Here is a 21,360-nt window from a genome sequence, read left to right as displayed (position 1 = left end):
CAATCGTATCAAAATGAATCAAGTATCGGAGCGTCTGGCAAGTCTTTCTCCTTCCCAGACATTAGCTATGTCGCAAAAAAGCAATGAGTTGAAGGCTCAGGGGGTAGATGTGATTAATCTGAGTGTAGGTGAACCTGATTTTTTCACGCCGTCGCATATTAAAGACGCTGCGAAAAAAGCGATCGACGATAACTTTTCGTTTTATTCGCCTGTTCCTGGCTTTATGGATTTACGAAAAGCCATTTGTGAAAAACTGAAAAAGGAAAATGGGCTCGATTATACACCCGAGCAGATCGTTGTTTCGGGAGGTGCCAAACAATCGATATGTAATGCTGTGCTTAGTTTGGTAAATCCCGGTGACGAAGTGATTATTCCTGCACCAGCTTGGGTGAGTTATGTAGAAATGGTGAAGTTGGCCGAAGGTAAGAATGTTGTTGTGAATGCGGGTATAGAACAGGATTTTAAAATTACCCCCGAACAGCTCGAATCGGCTATTACTCCCAAAACGAAGTTGATAATTCTTTGTTCTCCTTCTAATCCTACCGGAAGTATTTATTCTAAAGAAGAGTTGAAGGGACTTGCTGATGTGCTGGCTAAACATTCGGGAATATTTGTGATTTCAGATGAAATTTATGAGCATATTAATTATATAGGTGGTCATCAGAGTATCGCTCAATTTGAAAATGTTCGTGACCGGGTAATTATTATTAACGGAGTATCCAAAGCCTATGCGATGACGGGTTGGCGTATTGGTTTTATGGCAGCCCCGGTATGGATTGCTAAAGCTTGCAATAAATTGCAGGGACAATATACATCGGGAGCAAGTTCTATTGCCCAGAAGGCTTCTACGGCTGCTTTTGCAGGCGATCAAGCGTGTGTTGAGGAAATGCGTCAGGCATTTGAACGCCGTCGCGATTTGGTGGTAAAACTGGCAAAAGAGATTCCCGGATTTAAGGTAAATAACCCGCAAGGGGCATTTTATCTCTTCCCCGAAGTGAGTTATTATCTTGGAAAATCTTATGGTGATCGTAAGATCAATACTTCGGGCGATTTAGCAATGTTTTTGTTAGAAGAAGGCCATGTGGCTACAGTAGATGGTGATGCATTCTGCGCACCGGGTTATATTCGTTTCTCTTATGCCACCTCGGATGAGAATCTGAAAGAAGCTATGCATCGTATTAAAGAAACATTGGCGAAATTGAAATAAGAATTGAATTTAAAATTTTAAACGAGTCTCCTGTTGTATATGGGAGACTCGTTTGCTATATAGATTCAGTCTTTTATAATTATACCGATTTGTTTAGCCAATTCTACGGCTTGGTATGATGAAACGACAGCGCCCCGCAAGTCGGGAATATTACAATGTAGATTTTCAATTCTCGAGTTCCTCAGGTCCATTCCTTTTAGCGGAGTATGGGAAAATTCCGATTCAGAGAGATTGCAGTTTTCAAAAGAAAAAGATTCAATTTTGCAATTATTGAAGGCTCCGTTTCTGAAATCACTGTTCTGTATTAAGGTATTTCTTATTTTTGCATTGGTAAAATTACTATATATTCCGTTACTCGATTCGATAAGTACGTGGTTGAAAACAGATCCTCCCAAATCACATCCTAATAATTTGCAATTAATGAATTCTACGCGGTAAAAATTACATTCTCCGAAATCGGTATTCGAAAGATCGCAGTTCCTAAATGAGATGTCGGTAAAATTTACCCTTCGTAATTTATTTTTGCCGAATAAGCAATGGGAAAAGATACAATGGATGATCGAGTCGCATCTTTTTCCTGTTTCTTTTATTGTTTCGTTATGAAAAAAAAGATTTTCTATTTCATTTTCTTCGAAGGTGAGTATATCGAATGCAGAAGTACTTTCTTCGATATTTTCATATATATCGGGTGATGATATTTTCTTCGTCATAGGGGGTATTTTAAGATGTGAAATACACGATGATCTTAGGTATAAAAATAATACAACCGGTTGTTGCAGAAGCTAAAGCAACACATAAAACTCCTGCAGCGGCAAGGTCTTTGATTCGTTTTATCGTATTATGATATTCGGGGGAAACAAAATCGGAAATGGCTTCGATGGCTGAATTGAAACACTCTGTTCCAAAAACGAGACCGATACACATTATGATGATCATCCATTCGACCGGAGATATTCCGAGCCAAATACCGCAGCCGATAGCTATAATTGCCGCTGATAGATGTATACGGGCATTATGTTCGGTAATGATAAGTTGTTTTATGCCGCTGATAGCATAACGAAAGCTATATATTCTTTTTTTTAAAGAAAAAGGTGCATTTTCCATGGCATTTATGGATAAGTTCTATATTAATTGCATATTAATTAGTTATTTCAGGTTTTTCTGTATTTATATTCTTCCTTATGAATATCTTTATAAAATCTTTATACCCCTATATGCAAAACTTATAATTTACTTATAAGAAGCTATATATATTTGCAATGTCGGAAATCTTAAAGAAAGTACGACGAGTACAAAAATAATAAATATCGACGAGGTATGGAAGTAAAGAATTTAACTGAAATGTTAGTGGGAATGCAAAAACGTCTATTTAGTTTTGCTTATAGTCTCACGATGAATAAAGATGATGCTCAGGATCTGTTGCAAACTACGTCGCTGAAAGTATTGAATAATAGTGAAAAATTCGTGAATAACGAAAATTTTAGTGGCTGGATATTTACAATAATGCGCAATATATTTATAAACGATTATCACAGTAGTGCCAATAAATATACTGTTTTCGATAATGAAGAAGGTACGGTAATGAGACGGTTCGCAACGAATCCAGCGGACGATACACCCGAATCTACCTTTGCAATGAAAGAAATAAACAAGGCGATCAAAGGATTGTCTGACGAGTACCGGGTGCCTTTTAGTCTTTATGTAGCAGGATATAAATATCAGGAGATAGCCGATCGTATGGAATTACCTATCGGAACGGTAAAAAGCCGCATATTCAGCTCTAGGCGTCAGTTGCAGGATCAGTTGAAAGAGTATAGATACGATTAATAATCATATTAATGCCTGTGAAGGTAATATTTATATGCGATGTGATTATCGCTATGCAATCTTGACTATTTGGATAAAGTGAGAAGTCTTAGCTTAAGACTTCTCTTTTTTATATAAATATAAATTGATATTATTTTTCATCACAAAAACGATATCCGATTCCCGATTCGGTTGTGATATATTCGGGGAAAGAGGGGTCATCTTCTATCTTTTTCCGTAACTGGGCGATAAATACTCTTAAATACTGTGGTTGGTCCTGATAGGCGACACCCCAAACTTGTTTAAGTATGTATTGATGGGTAAGTACTTTTCCTGCATTCTGAGCCATGAGGGTTAAGATAGAGTATTCTGTTGTAGTCAGTTTTAAAATTTCTTCTCCTTTTTTAACCGTACGGGTATGGATGTTTATGTGCAAATCGCCGAAATCCATGACAGGCGAAGGCTCGTTATTGTTTTTAATCATACGCATAGCCGATCTTATGCGGGCTAACAATTCCCCGTTATGGAAGGGTTTTGTCAGGTAATCGTTGGCTCCGTGATCGAGAGCTTTTATAATTTCTTCTTCGTTGGTACGAGCCGATAGAATAATGATCGGGTTATAGTACCATTCTCTCAGTTTCGATAACACGTTGTGCCCGTCTTCATCGGGTAACCCTAGATCCAGAATTATTAATGTAGGTGAATACATGGCAGTCGCAGCCATTCCTTCGCGAGCGTTTGAAGCGACATATACTTTATAACCTTTCATTTCGAGAGTTATCGTAAGTAATCGCCTTATTTGCACTTCATCGTCTATGATCAGTATAGTGGTCTCGTTCATATTACGTCGTTATTGTTTAGGTTTTCGATAGTTGGTATTTCGCTCGGGAGCGAGATTGTGATACGTGCACCCCCTTCAGGCATATTTTTTGCCGTAACACGGCCTTTCAATACATCGGTATAGCCTTTTACAATCGATAGTCCGAGGCCGGATCCGCCTGTAATGGAGGAATTACCCCGATAAAATTTATCGAAAATATGGGGAAGGTCTTTTTCGCTGAATCCATTTCCATTATCGGTAACCGAAAGTACGAAATTATGTCCGTCGTGCCGGGCGGAGACTTCTACGTTGCGCCCTTTGGGTACATATACGATTACATTGTATAAAAGATTGTATAAGATTTGTTCGAGCAGGACGATGTCGATGCGGACTAAAGGCATATCTTCGTCGATATAAATAGCGAGATGATATTCCGTCAGAGGCTCTTTTAATTGTTTTACTACCGAACTTATAAGATCGTGAACGTCATACCAGTCGAGACGGGGAGAAATGCGTCCTGAATCTACTCTCGACATATTCAGCAGGTCTTCGATGAGTTTCGATAGTCTTTGGGCTGCCATGTAAATCTCTTCGCTTAATTCTTGTTTTAATCCTGTTTCCAGTGTGCGCATGGTTTCTGCGGCTGAAATAATAGATGTTACGGGAATACGTAATTCGTGTGAGATCGAATTAAACAATGTTTTATATAATTTTTCCGATTCTTGTAATAGCAATGATTGGTTGGCAATTTCGTTCAGGTATTCTCTTTCGAGGGCATTCGATATTTGTCGTTTTAGTGTGATCCAAAGTAATTCTTCGTCGGCATTGAACGGATGGCCCATTTTTATAATAATGACGCCGAGACTCATTCGCAAGCTATTGAGGGGATAAAAAGATTTTTCCTCAGCCATGAATGTGTCGGTTGACCGTCCTGCAGCTCTTCGTGTCGCGAATACCCATTCGGCGATTTCTCTTTCTTCCGGAGTGAGTGATAGGGTCGAATATTCGCTCTCTTCCTTAGACAATACACCGTTTTTGTTTTTAAGCATAAAGGCGCAATTAAATCCGAAACCTTCTTTAATGGTTTGTACAGCAACTTTTTGTACTTCTATGTTTCCCGATACGAATGAGAGATTTTTCGATAGTTTCAACATTGTATTAGTAACATGTTCGCGTCGTCTGCTTTGCTCTTCCTGCCGTCTGAATCGAGACGTAAAGATTGTATTGATGAAAGGAATTGAAATAAAAAGCAATATCAATAAGAAATTATTGGGGGTAAACAGGCTGAATTCCCAATATGGTGAAGTGTATATCAAGTCGAGAATAATAGCGCTGATGAGAGTAGACATGATTATCGGCCCTGAAGGAAATAACAGAGATTGTACGGAAAGTACCAGAAGAAATAAGTAAATAATCGCCTGGGAAGAAAATATGTTTGATATCGGATAAAATGCCAAAGAAAAAATGATGGTAATAAGAAACGAGAATAAATATTGGCGTAAAGGGGTCTTTTTCTTTTCCCTTTTTTCTTTTTTTCTTTTTTCTCTTTTATAAAGGCCATTTCATTCGAAAGGACATAAATGTCTACAGCATCACATTTCGATAAAAGGCGTTCCATTGGGGTTTTGCGCCAAGGATTCCATTTATGTCGTTTAAATTTTTCGGTAACGATATGAGTTATTTTCTCGTTTTCGATGACATTCAGCATTGTATTTACCCAACTGTCTCCGGAGGTTCGTATAACATAAGTTCCGAGTCTGTAAGCAAGTCTTATATTATTATTGAGTTGTTCCTGTTGCCGGTTTGTCAATTTCTCTGAGTGATCGATATATACGGCAAACAGAGGTGCATCCATCATGTACGAAAGGTTTTTGGCCCGTTGTAATAAACGTTCGGTATGTCGGTTCTCGGTGATGGGTACCAATAACCGAATTCCCGATTTGCTGGCGTCTTCTATTTTATTTTCCGCTAAGTTTTTTCTTTGAATCTCGTTTTTGCGGAAGGTAAGCAGTGATTTGTAATTTTTTTGTAGATTCAACAAGCTATCTTCCGAAAAGAACAGTTCCCGTTGTTTAGGTGAAAGAAAATCGTAACTTATATTTCCTTCTTTATATTTCTGTATGATTTCGTTGATGGGGCATTCTACGGGTATAACCAGATCGCATTGCTCGAATACGATATCGGGGACAGTATAAAGGGAACGATTGCCTACAGCATCGGTGATCAGGTAAGAATAGCTTTCGAGTTGTATGGCGCTTAATGTTGAAAATACGCCAATTCCTTTATCGATAAGTTCTTCAATATCCTGATGCCGGTTGCGATGTCGGCTGGCAGAACTGTTGTAATGGGCCATTTCATCGATAATGACAAGGGCCGGATTTCGATTGAGGATAGCATTTATATCGAGTTCTCCATTGGGTTTTAATGGAATTTGCTCTATTTCGGAGGCTTTTTTCAGGATGGTTTTATCTTTTGTATGAAGGCAGCCGATAACCACATCGAGTCCTTTCTTTTTCATAGCGCAGGCTTTTTCGATCATGGCATGGGTCTTTCCGGTACCCATACACATCCCGAAGAAAAGCACCAGTTTCCCTTTTTCTTTCTGATATTCGGAAAATGACAGGTCTTGAGGGTTATTCTCCCGGTTTATACTATGTTTTGTCATATACCTTTTCTTTTATACCCGAAAAACTCTAAGATAGTTTGTTTTAACGAAATAAGCAAAGTTTTTAATGCGACAAATCGGCTTTGTTTGAAAACGGACAGAAATTACTTGGTAAAGGATGTAATTTCTGTCCGTTTTATTATTATCTGTCCGGTTTCCCGGATAATTTCGTATTTTATTTTACGTTATGTAACGTATGGCCCATCCGTTTTTTCTTCGTTTTCATATAAAAAAGATTATAAGGATTAGGCGTAATTTCGATCGGTATATTTTCTACGATTTCAAGACCGTAACCTTCCAGTCCTATTCGTTTAACGGGGTTATTAGTCATCAGTCGCATTTTGTGTACGCCTAAGTCGCGAAGGATACTTGCTCCAACCCCGTAATCCCTTTCGTCGGCTTTAAAACCGAGGTGTAAGTTTGCGTCTACCGTATCGTATCCTTCTTCCTGTAATTTGTAGGCTTTCATTTTATTCATAAGTCCTATACCTCGGCCTTCCTGATTCATATATACGATTACCCCTTTGCCTTCTTTTTCGATTTCTTCCATGGCTTTATGTAGTTGGTCTCCGCATTCGCACCGCTTCGATCCGAATATATCTCCCGTTACACAGGAGGAATGTACTCTCACGAGAATCGGTTCGTCAGGCTCCCATGTACCCTTTATCAATGCCACGTGCTCGAGGCCGTTCGATACCTGCCGGTAAGGAATGAGTCTGAAATGTCCTCTTTCGGTAGGCATATCAACCTCTACTCCTCTTTCGATGATCGATTCTTGTTTTAGCCGGTAAGCGATGAGATCTTTTATGGCGATAATCTTGATTCCGAATTTTTTAGATACTTCCATAAGCTGGGGAAGTCGAGCCATGGTACCGTCTTCATTAATAATTTCGATCAGTGCTCCGGCTGGAAAAAGACCTGCAAGGCGTGCCAGATCGACAGCGGCTTCGGTATGTCCCGAGCGTCTTAATACCCCCCGGCTGCGTGCTCGTAAAGGGCTTACATGTCCGGGACGCCCTAAGTCAGACGGTTTGGTATGTGGGTCGGCCAGAGCTTTTATCGTTTCTGCTCGGTCGTACATCGATACTCCTGTGGTACATCCACCTCCGAGCTTATCGACGGTTACGGTAAAAGGTGTTTCATGTATCGATGTATTACTGGCAACCTGCATTGGTAAATCGAGTTCGGCACAGCGTTCTTCGGTGATGGGAGCACAGAGTACGCCACGTCCGTTAGTCATCATGAAATTGACTTTTTCTGGGGTAATTTTTTCTGCCGCGATGATGAAATCGCCTTCGTTTTCCCGGTCTTCATCATCAACTACAATTATGAATTTCCCTTGTCGGAAATCTTCAATAGCCTCTTCTATTGTGTTCAGTTTAATTTCGCTCATACCTAATATTATTTATAAATTATCTTCGGCCGTAGGGTATTTTACAAGACCGGAGAGGAGTTATTTTTTTTAATTTCGTTCTTTTTGTCGTTTTCATTGTTTACGATCAGTTCATATAAGGAGTGATCGGCAGCCAATATATGTTTCAGTTCTTTCCGGAGCTGTTTTTGCTGACGTATACCAGCAAAATAAGCTGGAATCGATAAAGGTAAAACCAATGAGAAAATTACTCCTGCGAATTTTGTCGGAGCCGCTCGATATAAAAGTAAGTGTCTGATTACCGGATAAGTATTAAGAATTTTAATGATCTCTTGAGATCGGGTGTTTTGGGCATATTCGACCAGATGTTCGAGATGTCCGCTAATTTCATATATCATTTCTTTATCATATCCTTTTGTCCAGAATTTTATATATGATTGTCGTGAAGAACCGTTTTCAGATAAAAACGTGTTGCACAAGCGGTCGAGCTCCTCAATCTTATTCAATGCTTTTTCAGGTAATATTTCTTCAATAACGTATTCTTTCATCGTAATATCCCGTTTTTCTTTTTTCCCGATTAATCGTCGGAAGAAATTCATATAGGCATCTCGGTTGAAAACAGCCGAATCTTTTACCGCCTTATAGGTAAGGAAGATACCTAATGGAAGCAATACCGCTGAGCTGAGCCAGATTCCTTCCCATACTTCCCAACGACCGTCACGAGCCATTTTATATCCCGTATTGTCGATGATGTAATAGAAAATGAAAAGCATTACGGATACTACTACCGGCATTCCCAATCCTCCTTTGCGGATTATGGCTCCGAGAGGCGCACCGATAAAGAAGAATACGAGACAGGCGAATGACAACGTAAATTTACGATGCATCTCTATCTGGTGTCTTCTCAATATACGTTTTTCATCTTGAGTAACGAGGCTACGGTATTCGTAATCCTGTTTGACGTTTTCGGCTCTTGAAATGGCCCGATCGAGCATCGATTGTTTTATGAGAAGGGGAGAGTTGCTGTATATACGATCGATGTTTATTTTAGAGGCTACGTTTTTTAAAGAATCGGGCAGTGTACCGTTATCATCTGGTTTTGTCGTCGATTTATATAGTGTAAAATATCCTGTATTCTGCAGATTTTTTCCGAATCCGCTACCGATACTGTCGATGCGTGTATTCATTGAATCTATGGAAGAACGCAATTCTTTCATATCTTTCCCGATGTATTGGTTTTGCATTACGTTTTCATCCATACGTGCAAAGTTGGCGTCGAAAGGTATCAGTATTTCCTTTTTTGAGAAAGTTTCCCGCCGGTACGGTACATGATCGGTGCGGGCAGGAGTCTCGTTAGAGCTCAGATTGTCGAAAGATTCGCCGCTGTACAAGGTGAGAAAAAGATATTTTTTATCGGGAGTCGGTTTCAATATACCAGAATCCGAAGCGATGATCATCATGTTTTCATATCCTTTAGATACATCGTAGATAAGCACATTATAAAGCATTCCGGTTTTGGGATTCTTCTTTTTTACAAACAGATTATATCCCTCTACGCCATCATAAAAAACACCTTCGGGAATTTCGAGTTCAGGAGATTTTTGTCTGACCGAATACAACAGTGTCCACATTTTAACTTGTGCTTTCGGTAATACGTCATTTTGGAAAAAAAAGGCACCGACGGCAATAATCGAAATAATTACGATAAGTGGCCTCATTATATGAATAAGGGAAACACCTGCGGCTTTTATCGCTAACAATTCGAAACGTTCTCCCAGGTTCCCGAATGTCATCAGTGATGCCAGAAGTAGTGCCAGAGGCAATGACATAGGAATAAATGTCACAGCAGCGTAAAAAAACAATTCGAGCAGCACCGGTAATTCTATTCCTTTTCCAACCATTTCATCTATGTATTTCCATAGGAATTGCATGAGCACAATGAAAAGACAGATGAAAAAGGTCATCAGGAATAAAGGTAGAAAAGTTTGTAAAATAAAAGTATATAGTCGTTTTATACGGAACATACATCGATATTTTATCATGCAAAAGTAACGTAAAAAAATGACATTTAGCAGAGGTCGGTCTATAAATCCTGTCTGTTTTAAGGTAGTTTTTATGAGACTGCACGGCAATATGTTAAAATGAATGCTTGAGTTTCCTTATTTTAGTGGTATTAATGTTAAATATGATATTTAATTAAGTTAAATCTGTCTTGTTAATTAAACCTTTTATTATCTTGCACGTCATAATAACAAAATCGTTTTTTTGGTAACGGTTAAACAAAAAAGAAATAATGTTCACAAAGAAATAATTAATATGAGAGAGATAAACAATAAGAGCAACCGGAATATAGACTGTTTGGTAAAGAGAGAGGCCGATCTTGTCGCATTTCCGGATCGAATGGCAAGCATCAGGCCTTTGTTCTTGTTTGTTTAAAACGCAAAAAGTTTATGTTTTAGGTTAAGTTTAGGCAGAAGTCCGGTTGCGCGTGAGGTCCAGCCGGACTTTTTCTTTCTATACTTTCGTTGTTGGGTTCCTGAGTGAAGAATAAAAGATAATTTTTCGGTGCTGGAAATTTTGTGTATTTTTACTTCCGAATCGGACCGCTTGCTTATCCGGTCGCTTCAAGAATAATCTATTTGTATATTCTGAAAATCAAAATAAATAACCCAATATGAATTTAAAATCTGCTTTTATTATTTCTTTACTGGTCTTTTTAAGCACAGGATATGCCATGTCGGGTAAAGTGCTCAGCCCGGTTGATTATGTAAATCCTTATATGGGGAATATAAGTCATTTGCTGGTTCCTACTTATCCTACTGTACATTTACCGAACAGTATGTTGCGGGTATATCCCGAACGGGGAGATTACACCGGGAATAAAGTAAATGGTTTGCCTGTTGTGGTAACCAGTCATCGAGGCAGTTCGGCTTTTAATTTAAGTGTCGTACAAAATGCCGTTGAGGTAAAGCCTGTAGTAAAATACAGTTATGACGATGAAGTGATAAAGCCTTATTATTATAGTGTATATCTCGACGAACAAAATATTGGGGTAGAATTTGCTCCTTCGCATCAGTCGGCTATATATGAATTTTCTCTTTTACCCGAAAAGCCGGTATATATGATATTGAATTCGAGGAACGGAGAACTTACCGCTAAAGGGAATGCGGTTTGGGGATACCAGAAAATAGACGGTTATTCGACGCATATTTATATTTATCTCGAAACCGATATTACTCCGGTCTCAGAAGGTATCTATTCCGACGGACGTATCGATGCTTCGGAAAAAAAAGCATCGGGGAAAAATGCCTGTGTCGTATTGCAATATCCTTCGGGAACGAAAGATCTTGGCCTAAGATATGGTATTTCGTTTATAAGTACCGAACAGGCGAAAAAGAATTTGCTTAGGGAAATAAAAGGTTATAATCTGAAGCAAGTTGCAGCCGAGGGGCGTGATGTGTGGAATGAGAAATTGGGGAAAATCGCTGTTACCGGAGATGTTTTTAACGATAAAGTGGTTTTCTATACGTCGTTGTACCGTACTTACGAACGCATGATCAATTTGTCGGAAGATGGAAGATATTATAGCGCTTTCGACGGTAAAATACACGAAGATAACGGTACCCCTTTCTATACAGATGATTGGATATGGGATACTTATCGTGCTACTCATCCTTTGAGAGTGATTATAGAGCCTCAGATGGAAACCGATATGGTTAATTCATTTATAAGGATGGCTGAGCAGATGCCTGAATTCTGGATGCCTACTTTCCCGGAAGTTACTGGTGACAGTAGACGTATGAATTCTAATCATGGAGTTGCTACCGTGCTCGATTCGTATGCAAAAGGTCTTTCGGGTATCGATTGGGAAAAAGCATATATGGCTTGTCGTAATGCGATTATGGATAAAACCTTGGCTCCTTGGTCAGCAAAAAAAGCCGGGGAAATCGATCGTTTTTTTAAACAGCACGGGTATTTTCCGGCATTGGCTCCGGGAGAAAAGGAGACTGCTCCTGAAGTTCATTCTTTTGAAAAACGACAACCGGTAGCTGTTACTTTAGGGACGGTATATGATGAGTGGTGCTTGTCGCAAATTGCTAAACGTTTGGGGAAAACCGATGATTATAAATATTTTGCAAAACATTCTCTTAATTATCGGACGATATTTAATCCCGAGACAAAGTTTTTCCATCCCAAAGATAAAGAGGGTAATTTTATAGAGCCTTTCGATTATTCCTGGTCGGGTGGTCTTGGCGCACGTGAGGCCTATGGCGAAAATAACGGATGGGTATATCGTTGGGATGTGCCTCATAATATTGCTGATTTGATCAAATTGATGGGGGGTAATGAAAGGTTTATTGCCGAACTCGAACGTATGTACGATACGCCACTGGGACAGGGTAAATATTCGTTTTATGCACAGTTACCCGATCATACCGGAAATGTGGGACAATTTTCTATGGCTAATGAGCCTTCTTTACATATCCCTTATCTGTATAATTATGCTGGTGAGCCGTGGCGTACTCAAAAAAGAATACGTACATTGATGGATCAGTGGTTTCGGAACGATCTGATGGGAGTTCCCGGTGATGAAGATGGAGGTGGTATGTCGGCATTCGTTGTTTTTTCTTCTTTAGGATTTTATCCGGTAACACCGGGATTACCTATGTATGTTATCGGTAGTCCGCGTTTTGAAAAAGCTGTTGTAAATTTGGGTAACGGCAAGAAGTTTACCATTGTTTGCCGCAATTATGCTCCCGAAAACAAATACATACAATCGGCTAAACTTAATGGAAAAGAATGGAATAAATCGTGGTTCTCTCATAAAGATCTCGAACAGGGAGGTACACTTGAGTTTACGATGGGGAAACAGGCAAATAAAAAATGGGCGGCAGGCCCCGATGCCGTACCGCCCTCATTCGAAATGGCCGAATGAAAGGATAAAATGTTTTTATTGTATCGTAACGGTTTTCGATCTTTGATAAGATACTTGCATTTGTCCGCCGGCTGTACCATTGTTTTCTTTTAATGGTAAAGTCGCAGTTCTGGTTACTGTAAATGTGGCTTCTCCTGGTTGTAGAATCGTGTTTTCGGTAAGATCTATTTCTACCGAAATGCTTCCGGCTTCATAATTGTACCAGTAGCTTATTCCCCCGTTCTGTTCGAGGCTGACTTGTATCTGTTCGTTTGCTTCGAGCGCTTTGCCGAACCAGAAAAAGTCGTTTTTTCGGTTGAGGTAAAAAGTGGTATATGTATTTAGGATTTCAGCTTCGTTTACATCTTCGAGAGAGCCGGAGTTTACATACACATTTCCTTTAGAGCGGGTGAACGTGAAGGTTACTTTGTCGGTACCGTTAAACGTATAAGTATAAAAGTACGGTAATATATTTGCATAATTCGGGATTTCGTTATTGAATCGTATCGAGGCGTCTGCGGTAAGCTTGATGTTTTCCCCGGTAGATTTATTTTTATTGAAATTAGCCCCTGCATGCGTTTTATTATGCGTCATGTCGTATGTGATGCTTAAATCCTGGTAAAAAGGTACCGAAGAAGGTAAAACAGAAGATTCTTCACTGCTGCATGAAGATAATAGAGCTAAAAGAACGAAGAACGGAAGATATACGATCTGTTTCATATTCAAATGATTTATTGTTTATTATATGAATAACATAGTAGGTTAAAAAAAGTTTGCTTACTTGATTCGTATCTTTCCTTTATGTATTTTTGCGTAAAATCACATAAAAATTAAGTGCTGGAATGAAAAAACTTTTGACCCTTTCTCTGTCATTGCTGTTGATTGCAGCTTGCGGAGCACAGAAAAAATCAAAATCCGAAACATCGGGCAATCCTTTGTTTATCGGTAATTATGCTGACCCCGAGGCTATTATCTTCGATGGAAAATACTGGATATATCCAACATATTCAGATGTATACGAAAAGCAGGTATTTATGGATTGTTTCTCATCTGATGATCTGGTTAACTGGACCAAACACGAACATATTATAGATACTGCTGCTGTAAAATGGGCGAAAAGAGCGATGTGGGCTCCGGCTATTATCGAAAAAGATAAAAAGTATTATTTATTTTTTGGAGCGAATGATATTCAAAATAACGATCAGGTCGGGGGTATCGGTGTAGCGGTTGCTGATAAACCGCAGGGACCTTTTAAGGACCTTTTGGGTAAGCCGCTAATCGATAAATTTTATCACGGAGCACAGCCTATCGATCAGTTTGTATATCGTGACGGTGATGATTTTTATATTTATTACGGAGGTTGGCGTCATTGTAATGTAGCTAAATTAAATAAGGATTTTACCGGATTTATTCCTTTCGAGGATGGAGAAGTATTTAAGGAAGTTACTCCCAAAGGTTATGTAGAAGGACCGTTTATGTTTAAACGTGACGGGAAATATTATTTCATGTGGTCGGAAGGTGGCTGGACAGGTCCTGATTATCGGGTAGCATACGCGATCTCCGATTCTCCTTTCGGTCCTTTCGAAAGGATCGGTACCATTCTGGAACAGGAAAACGAGATTGCGACCGGTGCCGGACATCATTCGGTTATCATTCGTCCCGATCAGGATAAATATTATATTGTGTACCACCGTCGTCCGTGGGGATCTCACGATGGAAATAATCGTGTTACCTGCATCGACGAGATGCATTTCGATAATAACGGACGTATATTACCGGTAAAGATGACTTTTGAAGGTGTAAAAGCCAACCCTATTAAAAAGAAAAAATAACATTCGGGGATAACCCGAAAAACGATCGCCTGATTTACGGAATTTTCGACCGTTAATCGGGCGTTCGATTTTAAATATATACACCGAAAAATAATAATTGGAATGAAAACACACTATTTTTTTACTGTTTTTCTTTTGTCGCTCGTTATGCTTCCTGTGGGTTTGAAAGCTCAGGATGATAAACCATTGAGATTGGGCGTTGCCGGTATTTCCCATGCGCATCTGAATGAAGTAATTTCTCGTATCGGACGCGGAGATTTTGTGATTGTTGGAGTTGCCGAACGAGATAAAGATTTATTGCAGAATAACCGGATGCGGAAATATCTCGATGATTCGGTATTTTTCGAAGATCTGGATGAGATGCTTGATAAAGCTAAACCGGAAGCGGTGATCGTATATGAGCCGATATTCGATCATTTGAGAGTTGTTGAAGCCTGTGCTCCGAGAGGGATTCACGTGATGGTGGAGAAACCGTTGGCTGTAAATATGAATCATGCTCGAAAGATAGCCGATTTGGCTAGAAAATATAATATTTTGGTACTGACGAATTATGAAACGACTTGGTATGATACAAACCGGGAATTGTTTCGACGTGTTAAGGAAAACAATGAAATAGGAAATATTACACGTATAGAGGTCTATGATGGGCATCAGGGCCCTGTTGAAATAGGATGTGGAAAAAAATTTACCGATTGGCTTACTCATCCTAAATTAAATGGTGGCGGTGCGGTTATCGATTTCGGATGTTATGGAGCTAATTTGGTGACTTGGTTGCTTGGAGGAGAAAAACCCTTGAGGGTATATGGAGTATTAAACCGGCAGAAGCCTGATCTTTATCCTGAAGTTGATGATGATGCTACGATTATTTTGGAATATCCGCAGTTAACCGTACAGATTATGGCTTCTTGGAATTGGCCTATGAGTCGGAAAGACATGCATGTTTATGGTACAAAAGGGTATATATACCAAGATACTCCCCGTAATATGCGTGTTTATAGCGGAAAAAAACTTCAGCAACTGACGGCTCCCCGTTTGAAAGCGCCTTATAATGATTCTTTTTATTATTTAAAGGCTGCTGTTCGTAAGCAAATCACTGTGAAACCTACCGATCTTTCTTCTCTCGAAAATAATCTTATTGTTGTAGAAATACTCGATGCGGCGATTAAAAGTGCCCGTCAGGGGAAACCGGTAAAAATGAAATAAAGTATTCCGATATAGAAAAAACTCCGGAATTAATAACAGTGCTCGAAATCAAATAAAGATTTTGTGATACGTTATTCCGGAGTTTTTTCTTATAATGAATATTTATCTCTTATTTAATATGGGGATTTAATGTATTCCACTCTTTAATAGGTGGAATAATTCCCATGTCGATGACTTCGTCTCTGAGTGTGCATAAATGTTCGTAGCTTTTTTTCAGTTCGGCTTCTTCTTCAGAAGAGCCCTTTACAATTTTGTAACTGATGCCTTCTTTAGTGATCGTTGTTTCCATTGCCATCATAATGTGGTCGAATCCTCCTGAATAAACATATACGCCGGCCGGCCAACGGAAAGGTGTGCCACCCATTGCCGCTGCGATCATTTCGATCGAAAGATAGGCCGGGCTCTGGAAAGAAGAACGTCCTCTAAGTTCGATAATATGTTTGCCTCCTTGTATCACTTTTTGTTTAATTTCTTCCCATTCGGCTTGCGGGATAAGACCGCCTTTAATTAAATCAGATAAAGAGCGGTCGTTTATGCGGGTTGTAGAAGCAAATACAGCCATCTGTTCACCGTGGCCACCGTAAGTACGGCAGTTTTCTATATCGGCAGCCGGTATTTTTAGATATTTAACCAATTCGTTCAACAGACGGGTGCTGTCGAGTGCGGCAAGTGTAGATACCTGGTTGGGTTTTAATCCCGAATAGAGGAGAGTGATAAGTCCGGTGATATCAGCCGGATTGAAAACAACCACTACGTGCTCAACATCGGGACAATAACTACGGATGTCTTTTCCGAACTGTGCGGCTATTTCTGAGTTCCCTTTCAGTAAGTCTTCACGAGTCATTCCTGCTTTGCGTGCGGCACCTCCCGATGAAACGATGTATTTTGCCCCAGTAAGCGCCTCTTTAATGTCTGAGGTGTACGTTATATTCATACCTTCGAAGCCGCATTGCAGTAATTCTTCTGCGACACCTTCGAGAGCCGGTGCATACGGATCGTAAAGGCAGATATTTGGAGTGAGTTTCATCATAATAGCCGTTTGGGCCATGTTAGAGCCTATCATACCGGCGGCTCCTACGATCGTAAGTTTTTTGTCTGTCAGGAATTTCATAATTCTATTTTTTAAATGATAAATTTATTTTCGTATCTGATCTGACAAATATAAACCATTATTCGGCAAATTGTTTATTATAAATATTTTTCAACTATAATTAAAAGTTATAAAGGTTGGTATTTCGGGTATATTTTATCTCAAAGAAAAAGGTCTGAGGATATTCTCAGACCTTTTTCTTTGAGATTGTAATTACTTCGACTTATTTTTGAGTGAAAGCTGGTAAAGCTCTCATTTCGTTAGCTGATTTTACATTGTCACGGGTATTATCCGAAACTGTAACTGCGAAAACGGCGATATTTTCGTCATCGGGTAATTCGAGGGTTTTAGCCCCGGCCGGAATGTCGATGTCGAGTTTATACATATAAGTAAAGATATAGGCTTCATTTCCTTTGCGGGTATGGCGATGAGATCCGATGTATGCCGGTTTTGCTTCCTTAACGTATCCTTCGGTATATCCGGTATGTCCCCATTGTCCGAAAAATCCCGAGTAATAAGGAACTGCAAAACTGAACTCTTTACCGTCTACCTTAAAGGTTGCCGTGGTATCGTTATTTACCGCAGAAGCCAGGATATACAGTTTGGTATAAGGTTTGTCCTGCGGCAGGTCGATAACCTGTTTCTTACATTTTATAACGTTTTTCTGATCGACAGGAGCGATGTCGAATGAAATACCGTCGTAAACCACAGAATTTCCGATAAGCTCGGCTGCATAAGAATTACCTTTTTTGTCGAAACGGCCAGCACGATAGAATGCGTCGGGAGTAAATGCGCTGGCGGTGTACGGGATTTTTACGGCTGTCGTGTTTTCGGCCGGTAAATTTACGTTCGCTTTTTTCAAGGTAACGCTAAATGTTTTCGGCTTAAAAGATGTGGTTGAGAAAACCAGTTTGTTGCCTTCGAAACGTGCGTTTCCGATTTTTTCTTCTGCACCGTTCATTTCAGAGGCAGAAATGATTTCTGACGGGAAGATTACTTCGGCATTGCTGATATTTTTCCCTTGAGTTTCGTATAACCTTACGATATAAGTATCATTATCTTCTGCTTTTTTCAGTGCTTTCAGTGCAATTTGCGGAGTATTGGTTTTTACGAAAGAAAATTCTTTGCCTAAAGCCCCTTTATGTTTCGGAGATACGAATGTAATCAAAGGATTATTCATGATGTCGGCATCTTCGAATACCTCGGCCTGAAGCGGTGTTCCGTTATGGCCTGCGATAGAGTAGGTAAAAGTGTGATGTCCGAGATCTTGTTTGTCCTGATATTTATATCCTCGGTCTGTTTTCGGGGTATGCAGTAAAGTCAGTCGTAAAGTATTATCATCGGGTTTGTCCCAGCCGTATTTGCAGTCATTCATAATCGTTACGCCATAACTGCCGTCGGTTGTCGAAAGGTCGGCCCACTGTTGTGCGTATACTTCATATGCTATATCGGTATTGTTCCCGCGCTGTATCGATCCGATTCCTAAATCGTAAGTTGCTTTAGGATTTGCAAAATTCATAGGGAATTCGGCCTTGAGCAGAGCATCGGAAGAATCCCAGTCGATGTCGTTTACAATATCGATACGGTCGTCGCTTGCGCCGTTTGTAAGGCGTATACGTTGAACAAACGTCGATTTATCGTGTGTTCGTTCTATCTTCAATGTGGCACGCAATGGTCCGTTTTCTTCTACCGTTATTTTCACGTTTCCTGCAATTTCCTGAGGTTCGGCATCCATAACTTTCTTTATAATTTCCCATGCCGGCCATGCGAATGACTCGTTGTTGGTAAAATAAGCGAGGCGCATTGCTTTCCCGTCTTTTATAAGCTGGCGGTTAAAGCGTTTGTCTATAATCGATGCGATATCTCCGTTTTCATTCAGGTCGATAGCGTAAACGCTGTTTTCAATATGTTTGCCTTCTATTTTAAATGGGCTTTTTGCAGAGTTTTTTGTAAACCGAACATCGTAAACCGAATAACTTACAGGGGCAGTCTCTGCGGCAAAGGCGATTTGAGCCTGACCGTTGGCATATCCCAGTAATTGTGCAGGAACTTCTTTTCCCGCTGCATTATATACCTTTACTCCTTTGGGAGCAGAAGTTACCGTAATGTTGGCCTCGGCTATGCTTTTGCGGGCTGAGGCTATCGGGTTATATACAATAACGGCAGTACCTTTTACACGGGTGTCGAGGGCTTGTGCTACCGAGCCGGTCGCCGATTCGATGATATCGGCAAAACGGGTTTGTGACAGGAGTTCGTCATTCCAAGAATATTCATAAGCCTTTGGGATTGAAGTCCCGGTAAGATCGTCGTGGAATTGATGCCATATAAAGCGTTTCCAGCTATCTTCGAGTAATTCGGTTGGGTAAGCGGTTCCTCCCAGATAATCGGCGATTACCGAAGCTTTTTCGGCAGCGTCTCCTAATTGTTCGTTACGACGGTTAAAACGTTTCATTGCGGCTTGCGACGTGTAACATCCGGTAGCGTGTACGTCCATCAGTAGTTCTCCGTTATATACCGGTAGTTCGGGATGTTTGTCGAAAGGATAATAATCTTCGAAGATTTGATCTGATCCGGCAGGTATAATTTCAACCGGGCCGTCCCCTTTAATTCCTTTTTCGAGTGAAACAACCGATTCGATCGTAGGAGAACCCCCTGTATCACCAGTGCCATAATAACGGTAAGCAGTATTGTTTACACTGTTTTTAGCAAGATCGATAAGTTCTTTATTATAGCTGATATCTTCTTCCCCGTTCCAGCGGTGTCCGTAACCTTGAGCATTCAAAGCTGCCATGATTTGAGAACCGTCTATTCCTTGCCAAAGGCCGATATTGAAAGGAACTTTCGAATCTCCGTGGAACGGTTTGTGTCTCCACTGCAATTTTTGAGTAGAGAACCCGATCAGACCTGCGTGGGCGGCAATAGTCGGCAGCGTATATCCAAATCCGAAGCAGTCGGGGAGGAAAATGTCTTTTGAGGTTACGCCGAATTCTTTTTTATAAAAGTTTTGTCCATATAAAATATTCCGAAAGAAAGATTCGGGAGAAGGCATATTGGCATCAGTAGCATCCCACGTACTTCCGGTTACATGCCAGCGTCCTTTTTTTATGTATTCTTTCACTCGTTCGTACTCAGCAGGATAATATTCTTTCATCCACTGGTATTTTACTCCCCCTTCGAAATTGATCAGGTAATCGGGGTAATTATCCAGTAACCACAGGTTCTGGATTAACGTTTTTTGCACGTAGTCATCGATAGATGTTTGAACGTCCCAGTTCCATTGCGAATCGAAGTGAGCATTGGAAACCACATAGGCTTTATACTCCTTTTGTGCGCATAATGTGCCTGAAACAGCCAAAGCTAATGACAGAATAAGGTTTTTTTTCATAATGGAGAATTTAAAAATGATATAGTTTGTGTGTTTATCAGCGTGTGATGATCTTATACAAAGATACGTAAAAAGGATTTTTTATGCCAATTATAATTTTTATAGATTTGCGGTGTTAACTTTCTTTATGGATAGGAATAGAACACCGTATTTTTTCGTATAAAATTACGGATGATTTTTCGATGAAAGTAAATCCATTATTTGAACGAATTTGTATCTGATTTACTGGGAATAAAAGGGGATTGAATATATAGTAGATAAGAGTCGCTCCGATGCGGAATTTTTACATTAAAATAAGCAGGGTTGTAAAAACAAATAAATTACAAGTCCTGCTTATACTGTATTTTATAAATGTGAATTGAAATTGTAGTTGAGAGTTCGGGTCCATTGGTCAACCAGCATTTCGTTGGTTTCGTCATCATCTGCTTCATCGATAGCCAGTCCCGGAAGGCGTTCTTTCTTTTCTTCCGACAAAGTACCTGCCGATCCTTTGTCTGGAGACAATTCGCCGATTAAAGTGGCTCCTGTTTGTTTCAGCTCATTATATAGTTTGTCTATTCCGGTGCAGGAAATACTTCCGTCGGGCTGAGACTTCCCGCAACCGAATAAAGCGATTGTTTTACCGGTAAGATTCATGTTTTTCAGTATTTCAACTGCCTTTTCCCAGTCGTCATGCCAGTTTCCCTCACAGCCGGTAGATGTTCCCAGAAGAAGAATACCATAAGATTCGATGTTTTCGGGAGTGATTTCAGATACATTGTGCATATCTTCGTTTCCGATTCCAAAAGCTGATGCTATTTTTTTAGATAATGCTACGGTTTTTCCATTGACCGAGTCACAGAATATTCCAATTTTTTTCATAATTACGTTATTAGTATTTTATAGCTCAAGAACGTTTCGGGAGGTTGTTTTGTTTATCCGTTAACTTTAAATGGAATTCTTTTCAGAGCTTGGCCGAGGCCTTTGTTATTGTTGTAAAAGGATGAATATAACCGGAGATTGGAGTATGTCGTAAGAAAATAAAAATCCCGTTACAAACCGGTGAGTAATGTAACGGGATGAGAA

Annotated in this window: 16 protein-coding genes; 5 read left to right on the top strand and 11 right to left on the bottom strand. The window is 39.9% G+C overall.

All coding sequences use genetic code 11. The features are described from left to right. Window positions 1-13 precede the first annotated feature (13 nt). Window positions 14-1,207: a pyridoxal phosphate-dependent aminotransferase gene (locus NMU02_RS09480; RefSeq protein WP_255027611.1), complete on the top strand. Its 1,194-nt coding sequence runs from the start codon at window positions 14-16 to the stop codon at window positions 1,205-1,207. Between the two features lie 65 nt (window positions 1,208-1,272). On the opposite strand, the gene NMU02_RS09475 is transcribed toward NMU02_RS09480, so the two are convergent. Together NMU02_RS09475 and NMU02_RS09470 are read right to left on the bottom strand one after the other, a co-directional pair. Next, entirely contained in the window at window positions 1,273-1,917 is a 645-nt protein-coding gene (locus NMU02_RS09475) for a pentapeptide repeat-containing protein (protein WP_255027610.1), read from the bottom strand. Window positions 1,918-1,927: 10 nt separating this feature from the next. Further along, window positions 1,928-2,311, bottom strand: a complete 384-nt coding sequence (locus tag NMU02_RS09470; protein WP_255027608.1) for a diacylglycerol kinase — start codon at window positions 2,309-2,311, stop codon at window positions 1,928-1,930. 213 nt (window positions 2,312-2,524) lie between these two features. Between NMU02_RS09470 and NMU02_RS09465 the strand changes: the two genes are divergently transcribed. Then, window positions 2,525-3,034: an RNA polymerase sigma factor gene (locus NMU02_RS09465; protein WP_255027606.1), complete on the top strand. Its 510-nt coding sequence runs from the start codon at window positions 2,525-2,527 to the stop codon at window positions 3,032-3,034. A gap of 130 nt (window positions 3,035-3,164) precedes the next feature. Here NMU02_RS09465 and NMU02_RS09460 read toward each other — a convergent pair whose 3' ends face one another. The 5 genes from NMU02_RS09460 to NMU02_RS09440 all read right to left on the bottom strand — a co-directional run bounded on the left by NMU02_RS09460 (window position 3,165) and on the right by NMU02_RS09440 (window position 9,894). Beyond that, window positions 3,165-3,854: a response regulator gene (locus NMU02_RS09460; protein WP_255027605.1), complete on the bottom strand. Its 690-nt coding sequence runs from the start codon at window positions 3,852-3,854 to the stop codon at window positions 3,165-3,167. Continuing rightward, window positions 3,851-5,290: a sensor histidine kinase gene (locus tag NMU02_RS09455; RefSeq protein WP_255027604.1), complete on the bottom strand. Its 1,440-nt coding sequence runs from the start codon at window positions 5,288-5,290 to the stop codon at window positions 3,851-3,853. The genes NMU02_RS09460 and NMU02_RS09455 overlap by 4 nt, the downstream gene beginning before the upstream one ends. Further along, window positions 5,185-6,498: a histidine kinase gene (locus NMU02_RS09450; RefSeq protein ID WP_255027603.1), complete on the bottom strand. Its 1,314-nt coding sequence runs from the start codon at window positions 6,496-6,498 to the stop codon at window positions 5,185-5,187. The genes NMU02_RS09455 and NMU02_RS09450 overlap by 106 nt, the downstream gene beginning before the upstream one ends. A gap of 175 nt (window positions 6,499-6,673) precedes the next feature. Next, a complete protein-coding gene (locus NMU02_RS09445; protein WP_255027602.1) occupies window positions 6,674-7,891 on the bottom strand; it encodes a bifunctional 3,4-dihydroxy-2-butanone-4-phosphate synthase/GTP cyclohydrolase II in 1,218 nt (405 codons plus the stop codon). Between the two features lie 41 nt (window positions 7,892-7,932). Then, window positions 7,933-9,894 (bottom strand): LptF/LptG family permease, encoded by a 1,962-nt coding sequence (locus tag NMU02_RS09440; protein WP_255027601.1) that lies wholly within the window; start codon window positions 9,892-9,894, stop codon window positions 7,933-7,935. 650 nt (window positions 9,895-10,544) lie between these two features. On the opposite strand from NMU02_RS09440, the gene NMU02_RS09435 reads away from it, so the two are divergent. Then, complete coding sequence (locus NMU02_RS09435; RefSeq protein WP_255027600.1) at window positions 10,545-12,806, top strand: GH92 family glycosyl hydrolase; 2,262 nt, start codon at window positions 10,545-10,547, stop codon at window positions 12,804-12,806. A 15-nt stretch (window positions 12,807-12,821) separates the two neighbouring features. Here NMU02_RS09435 and NMU02_RS09430 read toward each other — a convergent pair whose 3' ends face one another. Beyond that, the gene (locus tag NMU02_RS09430; RefSeq protein WP_255027599.1) at window positions 12,822-13,505 is read right to left on the bottom strand and encodes a hypothetical protein; all 684 of its coding nucleotides are present in this window, start codon (window positions 13,503-13,505) and stop codon (window positions 12,822-12,824) included. 122 nt (window positions 13,506-13,627) lie between these two features. Between NMU02_RS09430 and NMU02_RS09425 the strand changes: the two genes are divergently transcribed. Together NMU02_RS09425 and NMU02_RS09420 are read left to right on the top strand one after the other, a co-directional pair. Next, window positions 13,628-14,617 (top strand): glycoside hydrolase family 43 protein, encoded by a 990-nt coding sequence (locus NMU02_RS09425; RefSeq protein ID WP_255027598.1) that lies wholly within the window; start codon window positions 13,628-13,630, stop codon window positions 14,615-14,617. 102 nt (window positions 14,618-14,719) lie between these two features. Continuing rightward, entirely contained in the window at window positions 14,720-15,820 is a 1,101-nt protein-coding gene (locus tag NMU02_RS09420; protein WP_435522032.1) for a Gfo/Idh/MocA family protein, read from the top strand. Window positions 15,821-15,929: 109 nt separating this feature from the next. Here the strand turns inward: NMU02_RS09420 and NMU02_RS09415 are convergent, their stop codons facing one another. The 3 genes from NMU02_RS09415 to NMU02_RS09405 form a co-directional block, all read right to left on the bottom strand. Beyond that, window positions 15,930-16,931 (bottom strand): malate dehydrogenase, encoded by a 1,002-nt coding sequence (locus NMU02_RS09415; protein ID WP_255027596.1) that lies wholly within the window; start codon window positions 16,929-16,931, stop codon window positions 15,930-15,932. Between the two features lie 202 nt (window positions 16,932-17,133). Next, window positions 17,134-20,295: an alpha-mannosidase gene (locus NMU02_RS09410; protein WP_255027595.1), complete on the bottom strand. Its 3,162-nt coding sequence runs from the start codon at window positions 20,293-20,295 to the stop codon at window positions 17,134-17,136. Between the two features lie 345 nt (window positions 20,296-20,640). Then, a complete protein-coding gene (locus NMU02_RS09405) occupies window positions 20,641-21,156 on the bottom strand; it encodes a flavodoxin domain-containing protein (RefSeq protein ID WP_255027594.1) in 516 nt (171 codons plus the stop codon). Window positions 21,157-21,360 lie beyond the last annotated feature (204 nt).

Origin of the sequence: Coprobacter tertius (assembly GCF_024330105.1) — a bacterium.
In the GTDB taxonomy this organism is placed as follows: Bacteria; Bacteroidota; Bacteroidia; order Bacteroidales; family Coprobacteraceae; genus Coprobacter; species Coprobacter tertius.
Note: the sequence above shows the minus strand (reverse complement) of the source record. Positions and strands in the feature narration are given on the sequence as shown.